Annotated in this window: 17 protein-coding genes; 6 read left to right on the plus strand and 11 right to left on the minus strand. The window is 55.0% G+C overall.

The window, feature by feature from the left end:
- Positions 1-20 precede the first annotated feature (20 nt).
- From HP15_RS23080 to HP15_RS13945, 5 genes are all read right to left on the minus strand, one after another.
- Positions 21-2033, minus strand: coding sequence for an ABC transporter ATP-binding protein (locus tag HP15_RS23080; protein ID WP_373274840.1), 2013 nt, complete (start codon positions 2031-2033; stop codon positions 21-23).
- 7 nt (positions 2034-2040) lie between these two features.
- On the minus strand, positions 2041-2961 hold the full coding sequence (locus tag HP15_RS13930; RefSeq protein ID WP_014578063.1) for an ABC transporter permease: 921 nt from the start codon (positions 2959-2961) through the stop codon (positions 2041-2043).
- Positions 2962-2982: 21 nt separating this feature from the next.
- Positions 2983-3900, minus strand: coding sequence for an ABC transporter permease (locus HP15_RS13935; RefSeq protein ID WP_014578064.1), 918 nt, complete (start codon positions 3898-3900; stop codon positions 2983-2985).
- Positions 3900-5453, minus strand: coding sequence for an ABC transporter substrate-binding protein (locus tag HP15_RS13940; RefSeq protein WP_041645492.1), 1554 nt, complete (start codon positions 5451-5453; stop codon positions 3900-3902). The genes HP15_RS13935 and HP15_RS13940 overlap by 1 nt, the downstream gene beginning before the upstream one ends.
- Positions 5454-5604: 151 nt before the next feature.
- On the minus strand, positions 5605-6528 hold the full coding sequence (locus HP15_RS13945; RefSeq protein ID WP_041645494.1) for a LysR family transcriptional regulator: 924 nt from the start codon (positions 6526-6528) through the stop codon (positions 5605-5607).
- Between the two features lie 144 nt (positions 6529-6672).
- On the opposite strand from HP15_RS13945, the gene HP15_RS13950 reads away from it, so the two are divergent.
- Positions 6673-7923 (plus strand): porin, encoded by a 1251-nt coding sequence (locus tag HP15_RS13950; RefSeq protein ID WP_041645495.1) that lies wholly within the window; start codon positions 6673-6675, stop codon positions 7921-7923.
- A gap of 113 nt (positions 7924-8036) precedes the next feature.
- On the opposite strand, the gene HP15_RS13955 is transcribed toward HP15_RS13950, so the two are convergent.
- Positions 8037-9344: a carboxylate--amine ligase gene (locus tag HP15_RS13955; RefSeq protein WP_014578068.1), complete on the minus strand. Its 1308-nt coding sequence runs from the start codon at positions 9342-9344 to the stop codon at positions 8037-8039.
- 225 nt (positions 9345-9569) lie between these two features.
- Positions 9570-10709: a mechanosensitive ion channel family protein gene (locus HP15_RS13960; protein WP_041646320.1), complete on the minus strand. Its 1140-nt coding sequence runs from the start codon at positions 10707-10709 to the stop codon at positions 9570-9572.
- A gap of 164 nt (positions 10710-10873) precedes the next feature.
- On the opposite strand from HP15_RS13960, the gene HP15_RS13965 reads away from it, so the two are divergent.
- Positions 10874-11059 carry a hypothetical protein gene (locus tag HP15_RS13965; protein ID WP_014578070.1) on the plus strand — a complete coding sequence of 62 codons (186 nt, stop codon included), beginning with the start codon at positions 10874-10876 and terminating at the stop codon, positions 11057-11059.
- 8 nt (positions 11060-11067) lie between these two features.
- On the opposite strand, the gene HP15_RS22375 is transcribed toward HP15_RS13965, so the two are convergent.
- Entirely contained in the window at positions 11068-11226 is a 159-nt protein-coding gene (locus HP15_RS22375) for a hypothetical protein (RefSeq protein ID WP_008172456.1), read from the minus strand.
- An 80-nt stretch (positions 11227-11306) separates the two neighbouring features.
- Complete coding sequence (locus HP15_RS13970) at positions 11307-11636, minus strand: rhodanese-like domain-containing protein (RefSeq protein WP_008172458.1); 330 nt, start codon at positions 11634-11636, stop codon at positions 11307-11309.
- Positions 11637-11708: 72 nt separating this feature from the next.
- On the opposite strand from HP15_RS13970, the gene HP15_RS13975 reads away from it, so the two are divergent.
- From HP15_RS13975 to HP15_RS13985, 3 genes are all read left to right on the plus strand, one after another.
- Positions 11709-11912: a hypothetical protein gene (locus tag HP15_RS13975; RefSeq protein ID WP_014578072.1), complete on the plus strand. Its 204-nt coding sequence runs from the start codon at positions 11709-11711 to the stop codon at positions 11910-11912.
- Between the two features lie 108 nt (positions 11913-12020).
- Positions 12021-12197, plus strand: a complete 177-nt coding sequence (locus HP15_RS21970; protein ID WP_014578073.1) for a DUF1328 domain-containing protein — start codon at positions 12021-12023, stop codon at positions 12195-12197.
- A gap of 51 nt (positions 12198-12248) precedes the next feature.
- The gene (locus HP15_RS13985; RefSeq protein WP_014578074.1) at positions 12249-12701 is read left to right on the plus strand and encodes an MgtC/SapB family protein; all 453 of its coding nucleotides are present in this window, start codon (positions 12249-12251) and stop codon (positions 12699-12701) included.
- A gap of 42 nt (positions 12702-12743) precedes the next feature.
- On the opposite strand, the gene HP15_RS13990 is transcribed toward HP15_RS13985, so the two are convergent.
- Together HP15_RS13990 and HP15_RS13995 are read right to left on the minus strand one after the other, a co-directional pair.
- Positions 12744-13178, minus strand: coding sequence for an SRPBCC family protein (locus HP15_RS13990; protein ID WP_014578075.1), 435 nt, complete (start codon positions 13176-13178; stop codon positions 12744-12746).
- A gap of 63 nt (positions 13179-13241) precedes the next feature.
- On the minus strand, positions 13242-13709 hold the full coding sequence (locus HP15_RS13995) for an AtaL-like protein (RefSeq protein WP_041645499.1): 468 nt from the start codon (positions 13707-13709) through the stop codon (positions 13242-13244).
- 203 nt (positions 13710-13912) lie between these two features.
- On the opposite strand from HP15_RS13995, the gene HP15_RS14000 reads away from it, so the two are divergent.
- Positions 13913-15721, plus strand: coding sequence for a Na/Pi cotransporter family protein (locus HP15_RS14000; RefSeq protein ID WP_014578077.1), 1809 nt, complete (start codon positions 13913-13915; stop codon positions 15719-15721).
- The last annotated feature ends 8 nt before the right edge of the window (positions 15722-15729 follow it).

The following is a 15729-nucleotide window of genomic DNA, read 5'->3' on the forward strand; positions in this document are numbered from 1 at the left end:
CCTCTGTGTTGTTGTTTGGATCAGGATTTGAGCTGGTTGCCGGCGGTTCTTGCCTTCCAGCACTGAACCAGCGTGTTATCGATGAGTTCTGGCCCCGGTGCCTGTTCGCGGCATTGCTGATCCGCGAGCGGACAGCGCGGATGGAACGGACACCCGCTGGGTCGATTCATCGGATTGGGGAAATCTCCTGAAAGGCCGGGGTCGGGGACACTCTCGCCCGGGGAGATACTCAGCGCTGAATTCATCAGCGCATGGGTATAGGGATGTTTCGGGTCGGACATCACCTGATCACGTTCGCCGCACTCGACGATCTCGCCCAGATACATCACCGCCACACGGTCCGCCATGTGCTGAACCACGGACAGGTTGTGGGTTACGAACAGATAGGTCAGATCCAGCTCATCCCGAAGGTCCAGAAGAAGATTGAGAATCTGGGCCTGGACGGACACATCCAAAGCAGACGTCGGCTCATCGCAGATCACGACCTCGGGATTCAGGATCAGTGCACGCCCGATGGCAGCGCGCTGTCTCTGGCCTCCGGAAAGCTGATCGGGATAACTGTTAAACACCCTCGACGGCAGGCCGACCAGTTCCATCATTTTCCGAACCTGCTGGTGTTGTTCTTGGTTCGATCCGATGCCGTGGACAAACAGAGGCTTGGCGATAATCTCGCCAATGGTTTTTCTGGGATTCAGAGATGAGTAAGGGTCCTGGAAAATGGGCTGAATCATCCGGGCCCGATCCATCGGAGGCAGATTTTCAATGCGCTGACCGTTGAGCGTGACAGATCCGGTTGAAGGAGCCTGCAGCCCCATGATGGTCCGGGTTAGCGTTGTTTTGCCACACCCTGACTCGCCCACCAACGCCAGAACCTCGCCCTTTTTCAGGGTCAGGCTGACATCATCCAGTGCCTGCAGCGGTTTCCGCTTACCGAACATTCCCCGCCTCACTGAAAACGTGCAGCTGACGTGGTCTACCGTCAGAATGTCTTCGGTCCCACGAACATTGGATGTGACGGTTCTTTCACTTGCGGTTGGCCGCTCCGCCGCCAGCCCTCTTCCCTCAACGTCAGGCTCATGGCAAACAAAGTACCTGCCCTGATGGAGCTTCTTGGTCGGCGGATTCGTCGTCCTGCAGACACCCGCCGCCCGCGGGCACCGGGATGCAAAGGCACAACCTGAGATGTCGCCGGTCATGGCAGGAACGATACCCGGAATGGCACCGAGCCTCTGCTGGCTTTGTCCCTTGTAGCCCGGAACACACTCCAGCAAACCTTTGGTGTAAGGATGGCGAGGGTTTTCCAGTACCTCCCCTGTCTTGCCGGTTTCCACAATATCCCCGGCGTACATCACCGCAATGTTGTCAGCGGCCCGAGACACCACACCGAGGTCGTGGGTAATCAGGATCATGGACATGCCGAATTCCTGCTGCAGCTCCCGCAACAGGTGAAGGATCTGGGCCTGAATAGTCACATCCAGAGCCGTGGTAGGCTCATCCGCAATCAGCAATTCCGGCTCGTTCATCAGGGCCATGGCAATCATCACACGCTGACGCTGCCCTCCGGAAAGCTCGTGAGGGTATTGCTTGAGCCGGCTCGCAGGATCCGGCAGACCCACCTTCTCCAGCAAATAGACTGCCCGGTTTTCAGCTTCGGTATCGGAAACCTTCCGGTGCAGTGTCATGGTTTCCTTGAGCTGCCGCCCGATGGAGTACACCGGATTGAGACTGGTCATCGGCTCCTGGAAAATCATTCCGATACGCTGGCCACGGATCTTGCTGGCCAGTTCTCGCTCGGTGGCGTGAGTCAGGTCACTCCCATCGAAGTCGATGCAGGAGGCCTGGCGCTTGGCGGCCGGTGGTAAAAGGTTCATCAGCGCAAGTGCAGTCATGGACTTGCCAGAGCCGGACTCGCCTACAATCCCAAGGGTTTCCCCGCGATTGAGTTCCAGGCTGATACCACGGACCGCGTGCAGCGTGCTGGAATCGGTCGGAATGTCGACTGACAGATCCTGGATATCCAAAATGGATGCCATGTTCATATCAATTCCTCCGATTAGTAACGGTCACGTCGCGAACACCATCGCCAAGCAGGTTGATCGCAATCACAAGAATGAACAGAGAGATGCCCGGCAGGATCACCAGCCAGGGCTGGAAGAACATGGCCTGTTTGCCTTCAGCGATCATGAGACCCCAGGACGGAATGGGCGATGGAATGCCCAGCCCAAGGAATGACAGGGTGGCCTCGTTAAGAATGGCGACCGCCACCTCCAGGGTGAAAATCACCATGATCTGGTTAACCAGGTTGGGTAGTACTTCCTTCACTGCGATCTGGAACTTGCTGCACCCCATGGCCTGTGCGGCGGCGACAAAATCCAGTTCACGCAGCCGCAGTGTTGCCGACCGGGTAACCACCAGATAGAACACCCAGTGGGTCGCGCCGATGACAAAGATCACCACCGTGATTGACTGGCCGATTACGAACACCAGCGCCATGATCAGCAGCAGGCTGGGTACCGCCAACTGACAGGTCACCAAGAAGTTCACCGCCTGGTCCAGCCAGCCGCCAAAGTACCCGGCGATCAGGCCAAGAGTGACACCGATGACCATGCCAATGGTGGCCGCGCCAATGCCTATGGTCATGGAAATCCGAGCCCCATAGATGATGCGGCTCATGTAATCCCGACCGAGATGATCGGTACCCAGCAAATATTCCCAGCTACCACCCTCAACCCAGACCGGTGGCAGCATGCGCATGGGCAGGTTCTGCAGATACGGATCATGGGGCGCCAGCCAGGGCGCGAACACGGCAAACACGGCCATCACCAGCAAGATGCCAAAGCCAATCTTCAGGCCGTAGTGGCTGCGGGCGCGTTTCAGTGCTGCCATGGTCGGGCTGAGGCCAAGACCGGCCTCTTCCGATTCGATGCGTTGTTCGTCGGCAGTCAGTTCAGACGGATTCATAGTGTTTCTAGCAGTCATGGTTCACCCCATCCGAATCCGTGGGTCAAGCCAGGCGTTAATCAGATCAGCCGCCAGCGTGAGCAATACGAAAGTCAGTACAAAGATCAGGATCAGAGACTGCACTGTCGGAATGTCCGAGTTGAAGATGGACTCCACCGCGAGGCGACCGAGGCCATTCATGCTGAACACCGATTCGGTAACCACCGAACCGCCCAGCTTGTGGCCAAGCTGCACCGCCAACACACTTACAATGGGCAGCAACGCGTTGCGCATGGCCTGTTGAAGAATCAGCCGGTAACCCATGAAGCCTTTTGCCCGGGCTGTGCGAATGTAGTCTGAGGAGAGCACGTCCAAGAGCCCTGTACGGGTCAGGCGCATTACCGCCGGCACCGAACTGGCTCCGAGGACCAGTGCAGGTAGCACGTAATGTTTCCAGGTGGCGTCACCAGACACCGGAAAGATCGGAAAGGTCACCGCGAACAGGATGATCAGCATCAGACCCAACCAGAAGTTTGGAATGGCCTGGGCCGACACCGCCGTTGAGAGAGCAAACCGGTCCACCCAGCTGTTGGGCTTGAGAGCGGCACTGATCCCCAGCGGCAGGGCGATCAGGACAGTTACTCCCAGTGCTGCAAGTGCCAGTACGATGGTGACTTTGGCGTGTTCCTGAATCAGCTCCACCACTGGCTGTTTCCAGAAATAGCTCTGCCCAAAATCGCCCTGAAGGGCGCTTCCCAGCCAATCCGCGTACTGGACAGACACCGGCCGGTCAAAGCCATACTGCTCACGGATGTCGTCGACCATTTCCTGGGGCGCGTCTTCGCCGGCAATGGTCTGGGCAGGGTCCGTCGCAAAATGGAACAAAGCGAAGGTTCCAAACGACACGGTCAGTGCAACTAGCAGGGCCATCAGCCCACGTCGAAGGATGTAATTCAGCATTATTGGTCGCTCCAGCTGGCTTGCCAGAAACGTGGAACACCGTCTTTGGGAACCGGGAACTCAAGTCCCGGCGACAGCAGATAGTTTTGGCTGTAGGAAAACATGGGGACCCAATAGGCCTGCTCGGCAATCCGGTTCAGGGCCTCCCGATAAAGGCGCTTGCGCTCCGCAACCTCAATGGTGCGTTCGGCGGCCAGTACCGTCTCTCCGAGCGCTTCATCGTCGGTGTAGTTGCGGGCAGACCCCGCGGCAAAATGGACGCCAGTGGACGCAGAAGCATCGGCAGTACCGCCGCTGCCATAGGACGCGAAGAAAGCTTCCATGTCTTTGTCGTTACGCACTTTGGCAAACACATTCAGCTTCACAAACCGAAGATCAACATCCAGGCCGATCTCCTTCAGGTCGCTGACCACTGCCTCGGCGATGATCTTTTCCCGGTAGGCCCACAGTTTGAAGGCGAAGCCGTCCGGGTAACCGGCCTCTTTCAGGAGTCGCTTCGCCTTTTCAGGGTTGTAGGGGTAAACGGGGCCGTCGCCCTCGCAGCCAAACTGCCGCGGGTGACAGGCATAGGGAACTACCTCCGCACTGCCGCGCACCAGATATCGGGTAATTTCCTCGCGATTGATGGCGTGGTTAATCGCCTGGCGCACTTTAAGTTTGGTAAACGGGGTGTCCGGGTCAGAATAGCCGGCAGCGTCCAGGGTGATGTAGCCAATACGGATATCATTACCTTCCTTGCGCTCTACACCCGGAAGATGGCTGATGTTATCGGCTACATCCGGCGGTACGCCCATCATCATGTCGATGCCACCACTTAGCAGCTCCGCCTGTTGGGTTCCCTGGTCCGGGATAACCCGGAATACCATGGTTTCAATGGCCGGGTTGGCTTTGGGGCTGGCCTGGTAGTAATTGTCGAAACGCTCAATGACAATTTCCCGGCCGGCACTGAAGTCCTTGATCCGGTATGGGCCTATACCGTTCAGCGGTCGGTCTTCGGCCGCGTTCTCCATACCATCGGCACCCTCATACGTTCCTTTTTTGCGTACAGGGATACTGATCGCCATGTCCCGCAGCGCCATTGGGTAAGGCAGCCGCAGGTTAAAACGCACGGTTCTCGGGCCAGCCTTCTCAATGCTCTCGAGCCACGATTGAATCACTGGTCCGCGACTGGTGTCGGAATTCTCATCTAACACCCACTCAAAGGTGTAAACCACGTCTTCAGCGGTAAGCTTGCTCCCATCGTGGAAGAAAACATCGTCCCGGACAGTTACCTCAAGCGTGGTCTCATTGATCCACTCATATGACTCAGCGGCCAATGGTTCGAATTCAAGAGAATCGGGGTTCACGTAGAACAGACCGTCGTCGGTCAATCGGGAGAGGATCAGCCCCTCGCGTTGGATAGAATACAACCGGTCAACGGTGGTCAACGGCTTTTCAAATGCCACCACCAAGGTGTTGTCATCCTTGCCTGCGCTTGCACACACCGGCAGAAGGCCAGCGACGACCGCGCTTATGAGTTGGTTTTTGAATGGCACCGGGGTCCGGGTCCTCATCTCTCCTCCTGATTGTCATTATTTGGAGAATCTGATCAGCCCACCCTGGCAAGGTTCATTGACGGGCGATCATTGAATGAGGCCAGTTTAGGTAGGGCGAATTGATTTTAAAATTGAATATAAGTCATATTTATATGCAATTAATGCATCCTTAATCAGTATCGCTGGTCATCACGGCATGCTCGCCCAGGGACTCGCGAACCTGGTTACTCAGGCAGCGAACCAGGCTCTTGGTCGCCGGTGTCTCTTCAAAGCCAGGGGGGAAAAGAAGAACAAACTGAAGTCTGTAGGAAGGGTTAAGGGGCAAAAGACTGTAGCGACTCTCGTCCACCGCCAGCGCTGCCAGCCGATCAATAATGGTTACCCCCAACCCCTCCACCACCATCTGGCAGGCCAGCACACTGGACGTTGTTTCGATTTTGCAGGTGAGTTCTACACCGGCGGAATGAAAGATCTCTTCCATCTGAAAGCGGGGGCGCAGTCCCGGTGCCAAAGCGATGATGTCGTGTTCTGCCATCTGTTCTGCAGTTACCGACTCCAGCAGTTCCAGGGGATGCCCCTTTGGCACCATCGCCATGGCATCGGTATCAAAGAATGGCCGCTGTATCACTGATGGGTGATTACAAGGCTTTGTCAGTGCCACCGCAATATCGTAATGCCTGCCAGCGACCCACTGTTCGATATCCCGATGCCCACGAACATCTACACTGAAACGTTGTTCGGGATTTTCCGCCACAAAACGGGCAAGCGCCGGGGAGACGAGACTGTTTGCCAAACGGGCCAGCGCCACGATGCGAAGGGTGCGAGTCCCACCGTCCTTGATCTCCCGTACAATACGAGGCAGGTCATCGAGATTGGCGAGGATTTTTTCTGCCTCCCGATAGAACTCCTTACCCTCCGGGGTAAGCACCAGACGTCGCTTCTCGCGTTTGAACAGTTTGAGCTTAAGCTCATCCTCCAGCGTGGAGATAAGACGACTGGTTGCTGGCTGGCTCAGATTCATCACAGACGCAGCCGCCACCAATGAGCCATGAATGACCACCGCACGGAAGCACCTCAACTTCTTAATATTCATGTTGATCTCCGAATAAGATGCAGAAAACGCATATATCTATCTAATGTTTTCAATTTACATAGGTATCCACTGTAGCCGATAAAGGGGGTGACAACACAGGAAACGCCACTGAGCAATCAGTACAAAACAAAAACCGGAGGCACTATGAGGTTTTCAAAAACGCTGCTGGCAGCTGGGATTATCAGCATTGCAGCATCCCCGGCATCGGCCCTTGAAGTAGAAGTAGGCGGCCAGGTTAACCGGGCCATCATGTACGCGAAGGACGGTTATAACGCGAACGAACTGGGACTGGGATCAGACACCGAGATCTATCATGTTGACAACCGCAACAGCCCGACCCGTTTCAATATTGGTGGCACCCAGCGCATTATCGACGGTTGGACCGCCGGCGCACTGATCGAAGTTGGTGTATTCGCTAACGCATCCAATGATGTTGACCCGGCCCAGAAAAATACCGGCCCGGAAATCGATGAACGAGTCACTGATGCGTTTCTGGACACACCCTATGGCAAGCTGACCTTAGGCCTTGGTGAGGGCGCAGCCTACAATGCCGGGCGCCGGGACTATTCAGGCACGGGTGTGATCAGTTTCCGCAACCCAAGCCTGATTGGCGGTGAACTACGGTTTGCCCTCAAACCATTCCCGGCATCGTTTCGCTCGAGGCCGAACAGGACGCCCCCTGAGACCAACCCTTTTGACGAAGCCAACCCGTTCGGCAACGAAGTCAGCATTTCAGGCAGTATCCGGGACTACAACTTTGAAGGCCGCCACAACCGTATCCGCTATGACAGTCCGCGTATCGGCCCTGTCACCATATCCGTGAGTGCGGGCCATGATGGAAGCGACGGTCAGGATTCGATTTTGCAGATGGGTGTCAAATCAGGCCTGCGGGTTCCAGGTGGCCGGATGCTGGTTGGCGCCGGCTACTCTCGTGCAACACAGAACATCGACAACCTGAGCAGTGACGGGCCGGATGTGAATACCTACGGCGGCTCTGTTTCCTATTTCCATAGTGACACCGGCCTGAACCTGACCCTAGCAGCCGTCAACCGCGCGGAGAAACTGACGCCTGAAGAGGCGACTGACACCTTCGACGCCACCGACTCAGAGCTTGGCCAATTCCGCTATGTGAAGCTGGGGTACCGCCCGAACAGGACGCACGCGTTCGATATTCATTACGGCGAGACCCGCGATCGGAACAAAAACGATGAAAAAGGGTCCGTTATTGGTGTGGGTTACGTCTTCAGCCCAACCGACCTGTTTGACGCCTACGCCGGCGCGAAGATTCACAGCCATGAACGTGCGGAATGGTGCACCACTTCTGGCAACACCTGTTATGCGCCGGAGTATGAGGACATCATTCTGGTGACAACCGGCTTACGCGTTAAGTTCTAGAACACTCCACACAGCGTCATTGTTGTGGTCTTTTGCCCCTGCGCTGCAGGGGCTTTTTTTGCGGTAAAAAAAACTATACGACTATCGGGAAAGAGTGACCATCCGGTTAATTCCTAGACGTAGAAGTCCAGCTCTTCCTGAGATTTCAGAAGATCCCGCATCTTGATCGGGTCGTCACCGAAGAAGAACACAAGCCCCCAGTGAGTACCAAAAGCGGATCGGTCCGGAACTGTTTCCTCGGCAGGGGCCACCAACTCGTGAGACTCGAAGTAAGGATGCTCAATGCACTCTTTGGGCATTTCCAGCTTGCTCACCACGCGGCGTCTCGGATAAACACCGAAGCAGCCGGCATAACCCTTGGCATCGACCACTTCGCGGGGGAAGAAGGCATCGACCTCTTCCTTGGTGCTCTTGGGATCAAACACCAGCATGGAAGCCTGGTAGGCATTGAATCCATACGCGCGTTCAATCAATTCGAAGGCCTTGAACCCGGGTGGGCGATACGCAACTTCGCCAAAATACATGGTGCCGTCGCTGGTTACGAAGTACTCCGGATGAATCAGACCGAACTGGATATCAAATGTTTTGACCAGCAACTCGATCTGCTTGGTGATTGCTTCGCGCCAGCTTTCAAGTTCCTTCGTGGCAGGAACAAACACCGAGTAACCCAGGGTGACGTACTCTGAAATATTCAGGAATTTGATTTTGCCATCGTGGATCCAGGCCTCAACGGCGAATTCCCAGCCACTCAGGTGACTTTCCATGAGCAGGGGGTATTCCTCGTCCGGAATCGTATCGATTTCTTCCAGCGTGCGGATCATGCGATGACCCAGGCAACCGGCTTTATCGAACGCCTTCACGTGAATCGGATCGTCCGGGTCACCATCCAGTTTGAGCAGCGTCTGGTTAACCCGCTTCATGAAGCGAATGATGTCATCCTTTTCGTGGGCTTCTTCGAAAATCCCGACGCGAATACCACCAAGCTGGGCCCGACGTTTCATCAGCGCCTTGTCCCGGAACAGAATGGACTGGCCGTACATACGCGGATTATTCAACAGAACAGAGTTGATCGCGCCTGACCATTCCACCGTTTCTTCGAACAATGGGATTGCGACATCCACGCCTTCGGCTTTCAGCTTTTCAGCGATTTCCATGGACCGATCGTTCAGGCGAACAAAATCCCAGGGGATGAAGGGAATATTGTTGGCCGTGCAAAAATCGGCAGCCCAATCCGGGGCAACCACGATATAGCGGCGATCGAACTTCTGAGCCGCCTTGATCGCATTAATACTCCAGCCAAGAAGAGCAATATAGCCCTTGTTTGGGTCCTTGGGTGTTTCCGTTCCGAGAACCGAGTCCATGGAGGGATCGCGCCAGGCCAGCACTTCCTGCGACATTTTGGATTCCGGTGTGATCGCCATAAGTTAACCTTTTATATTCGAAATAACGCAAAGGGCATTGGCAACAGCCCGATGCGTCAGACCAGAGTGTCCCAGCCAAACGCGGAAATTAGTTTCCATACACAACAATCTAGACCCTTACAGGCCAGGAAGCGAGCCCGCCCCTCCACTATCAAGACGATTACGAAAGGATCTCGAGTCAAAAGATGCAAGCATCCAAAGGCCTGCCTGCAGAGATTTTCCGTTTTATCCCCGCAGCCTGTAGAAGGGTTCGAGAACCGGCTTCAATCCTTTTGCATCGTCAATGAACAGCTGCAGATGCGGGAAGGGAATCTCTATACCGGCGGCATCCAGGGCTTCTTTCATCTGCTCGAGAATATCGGCCATGATTCTGGGCCGAACATCCAGGTTATCCGGCGTTATCCACACTTTGACTTCTAGGTTCACTGACGAATCACCGAGGCTTTTGAGCAAAACACGGGGCTCCATGCCAGCGCCCTGCAAAACTTCGGGATGTGCCAGCAAAACCGGCATCAGCACTTCCCTCGCCGCCTTCGCAGATTCCTTGTAAGCAATCCCCACGGGAATATTCAGGCGGGTCACGCCCTCTGCGCTGTAATTGATGATATCCGTGGAGGCAACACTGTCGTTTGGAATCATCGTGAAGATATTATCCCGGGTTCGCAGCCAGGTGGTTCGCAAGGCAATCTTCACCACTTTGCCTTCCTGTCCGTTGATAGTGACCCAATCACCGATGCGAAAAGGCCTTTCAATGAGCAGGGTGATACCCGCAATGAAATTGGAGAGAGTGGATTGAGCTGCAAAACCAACGGCAATACCGACGATGCCCAGACCGGCGATAATCGACACCACATCGAAACCGAACTGGGCAAGCACCGTTACCACCGCAAGGGTTGCGGCGATAACCGCAAACAGATTCTCGACCAGTTGCCGGATGGAAGGATCCATTCGATAGCGTGAAGTGCCTTCCTTGATCAGACGTCGGAAAACTACCCAGACCACGTAGAAACCGAGGACCATGAAACCCGCCCTCGCCATCGCCTTGAGAACCTCAGGCGAAACCCCGAATTGCGCAAGAATAACTACCAGCGCACCCAACCCGGCCAGATAGCGGAGGCCGCTGCGCATCTGGATGTAAAGAGGGGTTTTGGTTCGCCGCTCACCAAGGCCCAGCCTGATGGCAGCGATCAGAATCAGATAAACGCCCAGGAAGACGCCAAGGTAGATTACAGAGACCAGCAGCTGGCCGAGTATCTGTACCAGCAACGCACCCCAGTCGAGATTCTCGCCTGACACTGCCTGAAAGGCATCGCCAAGATTTCGACGGAGCTGCTCAATCAAATCTGCACCGAATGATTCCATCATGATCTGCACGACACCTTTGCTGTCCATACATCAAGTAAAGGCGCGAATGGCATTTTGCTCAAATGCCGATCCGAGCCTCTTTGAAGCGTATGTGCAAGTTACATTGACGGATCACTCTGCAAGGTGCTCAATATAAGAACGACGACCTTGTGGAGGAGATAACAATGAAATGGATTGTGCTCGCAGTAATTGTCGCGATCATCGCCGTATGGCTGTATCGGGGCAAACGCAAAAACTATATTGAAGATCCTGATGTGAAAACATTCGATGAGAAAGACTACTACCTCACATCGAATGACAACGCCTCAGATGACGAGTCCTCCCCCGATCAGAGCAATCCTCGTCACTGAGATGGGCGTTACTTTTTCAGGCTGATCTGCTTTGAACCCGTGGGGGATACTTGTCCGCTTTTGCCCTTGCCGACGTATTCCACAGATCCGCCCGCTTTCAAAAACGCGGCTGTCTGTTCTTCAATCGCAGCAGAGGTCAGGGTAACTTTCTCGGGTTTCTTGCTCATAGTGATATCCAGGTCGGGATGGCTTAATTAATATCGTAAGCCTTCCATTATACCTGAAGTGGCTAAAAATTGTTCGCTCCCTATAGACTGCGCGCTTCACGCGCCTCAGCCAGGCTCCCCTTGTTTTCAACATTTGTATAACCGGCACGCTCCAGAGCCGATTTTGCTTTACCTGCCCTGTTGCCACTGCGGCAATAAAGATTAATCTCGGTGTCTTTGTCCGGGAACCTCTCGGTAACCTCCGCAACGATCTGGTCATGCGGAATCAGCGGGTCTCCATCTATGTGGCTTTGCCGATGTTCTGCCTCTGTGCGGACATCGATCCACACGGGCTTTGCATGCGCTACTATCGGTGCCAGCGCAAGTGATAGCAGGATTAGCACCGCTTTCACTGAAAAAGACACTCTCATAACCAACTCGCTCCCTATTTTGAGACTCTACAATTAGTCTATACGGGTAAACTTACCGGAGGAGTTCACCGCATGGAAACCGCTGACATCTTCCTGTCGCTGCTGTTCGGCTGCATCGGTTTCGCCTATTTCATGTATGGCCGGCGCAGGAAAAACATCGTCACCCGATACTGCGGCATTGCCATGATCCTGTATCCCTACCTGGCCAGCAGCGCCTGGGAGATGCTGGCAGTCGGTGTTGGGCTCATGATTGTGCCGCGGTTTGTCGAGCTCTGATGGCGAATTAATGCCCCGTTACTATCCCTTCACAAAGACGCCTGAAAGTTGCGCACTGCCCCTCCGCGTGCCACCGTAAGATCACAACCCTGAAAAGGAGGATGGCAAATGCTCTATTGGGCTATCGTCTGTCTGGTAATCGCGATCATTGCGGGTGTTCTTGGTTTTGGAGGTATTGCAGGAACGGCCGCCGGCTTTGCGAAGATATTGTTCTTCATTTTTCTGGTACTGCTGGTTGTATCTTTAATAGTGAACGTCTTCCGGGGCAAGGGCCCCAAAGTCTAGGGCATGTCCCGAACGCCAAAATACACTTAATCTTTCCGTTGGGGACCTCGCATGTTCGAGAGTGAAATTCCACCACTGGACATCATTGTCCGCCTGCTCATGGCCGCCGGTTTGGCGCTGGTACTCGGGCTTGAGCGGGAACTGCGAGGGAAACCCGCGGGGCTCCGCTCTCACATGCTGGTTTCCGTAGGAGCCTCGGCATTCATTCTGATTGGCCTCCATATCCTGATGACGACCGCAGAAGGCGACCCTTCAGCCCGGATAGACCCGTCGCGGATCGTTGAAGGTGTGATCGGCGGTATCGGATTTCTCGGCGCCGGCTGCATTATTCAAAGCCGCGGAAGCGTTCAGGGCATTACCACCGGCGCTTCCATCTGGATTTGCGGAGCGATCGGTGTCGCCTGCGGTCTGGGCACGCTGGTTCTTGCCAGCATGGTGACCGTGTTGGCACTCATTATCATGGTTGTGCTGGGCCGGTTTGAACGGGAAATGATCGAGGAATGACGAACTGGCAGGCCAGCATGTCGTCCCGGCTGAGCTGAAATCCTAGAGCCGATCAATAGACTTGAGCAGAGAATTGAAAGCCCTCGAAAAGCTGCGCTCAGCCAATCGGTCCATTACCCCACCCAGCAGCGGCACTTGCACGTGCCCTTCAGAAACCCAGGTAACCCGGGTCTGTTCGCCTTCTGGCTTTAAAACAATCTCTCCCTTCGTGTGCTGAACGGCGAACGGGCTCGATTTTTCAATTTGATAATGCATTCGGTTTGGCCTCTCGAACCGGGTAATACGCTCAGTGAGTTCAAGCCGGCCCGCTCCGATAATTCTCAGGGCGCCAGTGCCATTTTTCTCGCCTCTACCCTCTTCAATCAGTAAAGACTTGCTAACCCCTGGAAACCGGGAATAGCGGGCGTGGTCGGAGATGGCTTTGAAGACTGACTCGATATCCTTCTCGAGAACTCGTTCGACATGAATGCGAAACATGGCTACTCCTCAACTGTGGGCTCACGGACAGAATACGCTCCCACTCCATCAAACGAGTCGGATTTAGCAGAATACCCCTGTCTCGGCCAACTGCCGAATGATCTGAATCGTCTCAATGTCTGTGGCTACGTAGGCCTGTTCAAGATACTGGTCATAGGGCATCGAATCACCGCGGTTCTCGATGCTCGCTGTTTCATACCGGAAACGGACAAACAGTGATGCCGGCTCGGGCTCTTCGATATCCATGACAAGTGTTGCGGCCGGGAGGGTAGCCGTTGGCTGAGTCCGATACTCTATCCTCGCCTCGTGCCAGAAAGTGACTTCATCGACCACCTGCAGTCCCGGCAGCTGGAGGCTACGCTTCAGGTAAGCCGGGCCCTGATCCAGAATCTCGTAATCATCGACACCAACGAGGAACTTGTCCGGGCGCCGGGCCCTGAGCACCAGCCCCTCCCACACCTGGAATCGGGTCAGAACCGGTAGCTCTGGCTTGGTCAGGTCGTTTATCTGAACGATATGCTCGAACGTCATCTGGCCTCCTTTCGGGTGCACCGCAAGGCACGGTTTCAATCGCTCGCTTTTTTTGCGATGAATGCCGGGCCATTAAATCTCGATTCAGGGTTTGGGTACGCGTTTAAAAAGTTAACAGCCTACAATTCAAAAGGATGACCACTGATATGGTCCCAGTGCAAACTGATAGTCAAATAATTCAGAAAAGGGGACGTTAAATCCCAGTGAACTATCGCCAGCTCTTTCTTGCTCTGATCCTCGGAATCCTCGCCCTTGCGCTATGGGTGAGCCCAGAGTTCAAACAGATTGCCGCCGGCGTTGCCATTTTTCTGTTCGGCATGCTCTCGCTGGAGAACGGGTTTCGCCAGTTTACCGGCGGCTTTCTCGAGAGCGTGCTGCGTCGCACAACAGATACGATTCCGAAAAGCCTCGGTTTTGGCATCGTCAGTACCGCCATCATGCAGTCCAGTTCCCTGGTATCGGTGATCACGATCTCGTTTTTGAGCGCCGGCTTGCTTCCGCTGATCACGGGTATCGGCATTATCTTCGGCGCCAATCTCGGCACCACGACCGGCGCCTGGTTGTTCGCCAGCATCGGTATGAAAATGAGCCTTTCGGCCTTTGCTTTGCCGATGCTTGTCTTTGGCGTGGTACTGAATTTCCAGCAACCACGAGCCTGGAAAGCCTTCGGTGCAGTTCTCGCCGGGCTCGGGTTTCTGTTTCTCGGCATCGATTTCATGAAGGCGGGATTCGAAAGTTACGAGTCGGCTGTTGATCTGCGCGAGTATGCAATGGACGGTGTCGCAGGACTTCTTGTCTACACAGGCCTCGGAATTCTGGCGACCGTCGTGATGCAATCCAGCCATGCGACGCTGGCGCTGACTCTGGCCGGTCTGGCCACGGGGCAGATTACCTACGAAAACGCTCTGGCCCTGGCCATTGGTGCGAATATTGGCACAACCGTCACCGCGCTGATCGGTGGTCTGGGTGCAAATATCACTGGCAAGCGTCTGGCAGGCGCCCATCTCCTGTTCAACGCGGTAACGGCAGTGATCGCCCTGGTGCTGATCGAGCCCCTGCGTTGGTCAGTGGATGCCCTGTCAGCGCTCATGTCGATCGCCGACGATGACTATACGATCAAGCTCGCGTTATTCCACACCCTGTTCAACTGCCTTGGTGTCGCCATCATGCTGCCATTGATCTCGAGAATGGCGCGAGCACTCGAACGCTGGCTGCCAGAGCGAGAGGAAGAGGTCGCCGCACAGCCGCGGTACCTGAATCAGGCTGCGATGGACTCACCCGATAGTGCAATCGCGGCAGTGCGCAGGGAGGTCTGGCACCTGTTCGATCAAGCATTCGTTATCCTTGCCCATGGTCTCCACCTGCACCGCGAGAATATTCGCCAGACCGATGACCTTGCAGCGATGATTAACAATTCCCGGGAACGCATCGATATCGACATCGACCTGATCTACCGACAGCGGGTAAAACGCCTGTACAACGCCATTCTCGACTTTATTTCCGCGCGAATGACCCGGGAATCACCGGCAAATTCCACCGAATCGCTCTATCGCCTTCAGCATGCGGCCTCGGAGATGGTCGAAGCCATCAAGCATGTCAAACACCTACGCAAGAATCTCACAATTTATATGGCGTCGGATAACGCCACGATTCGTAAAGAGTACAACGAGCTTCGGCTACGAGTCGCGATGGTATTGCGTGAGACCCATCGTTTTTACGAAGGCCGGTTCGAGGATGCCAGCACAGCAATACTGGAGCTCGACGAGATCGCTGTGCGCGCGCGAGTAGACCGCGAATCGATGGTCGGTCGTGTCACAAAACTCCTGGGTGCAAAACGGATTGATGCCGCCATGGCTACGTCCCTGCTAAACGACTCTGCCTACGCGAGCGAAACCGTCGATGCTATTCTGACAGGAACCCGCGAGCTGCTGACTGCCATGGATGTTGAAGCTGCTCGAACCACAGAGCAGCTGTCGGTGAGCGACGCAGGGCGGGCAGAGGTCATGCCATGATGAATTCC

It is taken from the genome of Marinobacter adhaerens HP15, assembly GCF_000166295.1.
GTDB classification, from domain to species: domain Bacteria; phylum Pseudomonadota; class Gammaproteobacteria; order Pseudomonadales; family Oleiphilaceae; genus Marinobacter; species Marinobacter adhaerens.

Excerpts from the sequence above, each read along its gene's own strand:
- HP15_RS13940 (WP_041645492.1), bottom strand. The coding sequence starts at position 5,453 with ATGAGGACCCGGACCCCGGTGCCATTCAAAAACCAACTCATAAGCGCG.
- HP15_RS13945 (WP_041645494.1), bottom strand. The coding sequence starts at position 6,528 with ATGAATATTAAGAAGTTGAGGTGCTTCCGTGCGGTGGTCATTCATGGC.
- HP15_RS13985 (WP_014578074.1), top strand. The coding sequence starts at position 12,249 with ATGTTCGAGAGTGAAATTCCACCACTGGACATCATTGTCCGCCTGCTC.
- HP15_RS22375 (WP_008172456.1), bottom strand. The coding sequence starts at position 11,226 with ATGAGCAAGAAACCCGAGAAAGTTACCCTGACCTCTGCTGCGATTGAA.
- HP15_RS13995 (WP_041645499.1), bottom strand. The coding sequence starts at position 13,709 with ATGACGTTCGAGCATATCGTTCAGATAAACGACCTGACCAAGCCAGAG.
- HP15_RS13965 (WP_014578070.1), top strand. The coding sequence starts at position 10,874 with ATGAAATGGATTGTGCTCGCAGTAATTGTCGCGATCATCGCCGTATGG.
- HP15_RS13950 (WP_041645495.1), top strand. The coding sequence starts at position 6,673 with ATGAGGTTTTCAAAAACGCTGCTGGCAGCTGGGATTATCAGCATTGCA.
- HP15_RS13935 (WP_014578064.1), bottom strand. The coding sequence starts at position 3,900 with ATGCTGAATTACATCCTTCGACGTGGGCTGATGGCCCTGCTAGTTGCA.
- HP15_RS13960 (WP_041646320.1), bottom strand. The coding sequence starts at position 10,709 with ATGATGGAATCATTCGGTGCAGATTTGATTGAGCAGCTCCGTCGAAAT.
- HP15_RS13955 (WP_014578068.1), bottom strand. The coding sequence starts at position 9,344 with ATGGCGATCACACCGGAATCCAAAATGTCGCAGGAAGTGCTGGCCTGG.
- HP15_RS13970 (WP_008172458.1), bottom strand. The coding sequence starts at position 11,636 with ATGAGAGTGTCTTTTTCAGTGAAAGCGGTGCTAATCCTGCTATCACTT.
- HP15_RS21970 (WP_014578073.1), top strand. The coding sequence starts at position 12,021 with ATGCTCTATTGGGCTATCGTCTGTCTGGTAATCGCGATCATTGCGGGT.
- HP15_RS13990 (WP_014578075.1), bottom strand. The coding sequence starts at position 13,178 with ATGTTTCGCATTCATGTCGAACGAGTTCTCGAGAAGGATATCGAGTCA.
- HP15_RS13975 (WP_014578072.1), top strand. The coding sequence starts at position 11,709 with ATGGAAACCGCTGACATCTTCCTGTCGCTGCTGTTCGGCTGCATCGGT.
- HP15_RS23080 (WP_373274840.1), bottom strand. The coding sequence starts at position 2,033 with ATGGCATCCATTTTGGATATCCAGGATCTGTCAGTCGACATTCCGACC.
- HP15_RS13930 (WP_014578063.1), bottom strand. The coding sequence starts at position 2,961 with ATGAATCCGTCTGAACTGACTGCCGACGAACAACGCATCGAATCGGAA.